This window comes from Nocardioides sp. CPCC 206348 (assembly GCF_048654705.1).
GTDB lineage: Bacteria > Actinomycetota > Actinomycetes > Propionibacteriales > Nocardioidaceae > Nocardioides.
On sequence record NZ_JBMCZA010000188.1, the window covers coordinates 2,217 to 2,459 of the forward strand.

General features: G+C 71.2%; 1 protein-coding gene. It reads left to right on the top strand.

Annotated elements, in window-relative coordinates:
- Nucleotides 1-243: hypothetical protein (locus ACOADB_RS15480; protein ID WP_378600306.1), on the top strand; the 243-nt coding region annotated here is incomplete at both ends.

A 243-nucleotide genomic window follows, 5' to 3' on the forward strand; every position in this document is an offset into this window, starting at 1 on the left:
CGCGGTCCAGCTGCCCGAGACGCCCGGGACCCGGTTCGCCACCTCCTGGCGCGGACGCGTCGACCTCGCGGCGGGCACCTGGCGGTTCCAGGTCGACGGCACCGAATGGGTCCGGTTGTGGGTCGACAACGAACCCGTGCATGACTTCTACGCCAATGCCTTCTGGGGCGACGCGCGGACCCACGACATCGTGCTCCCGGCGGGCCAGCACGTGGTGCAGGTCGAGCACCTCCACGGGGACGA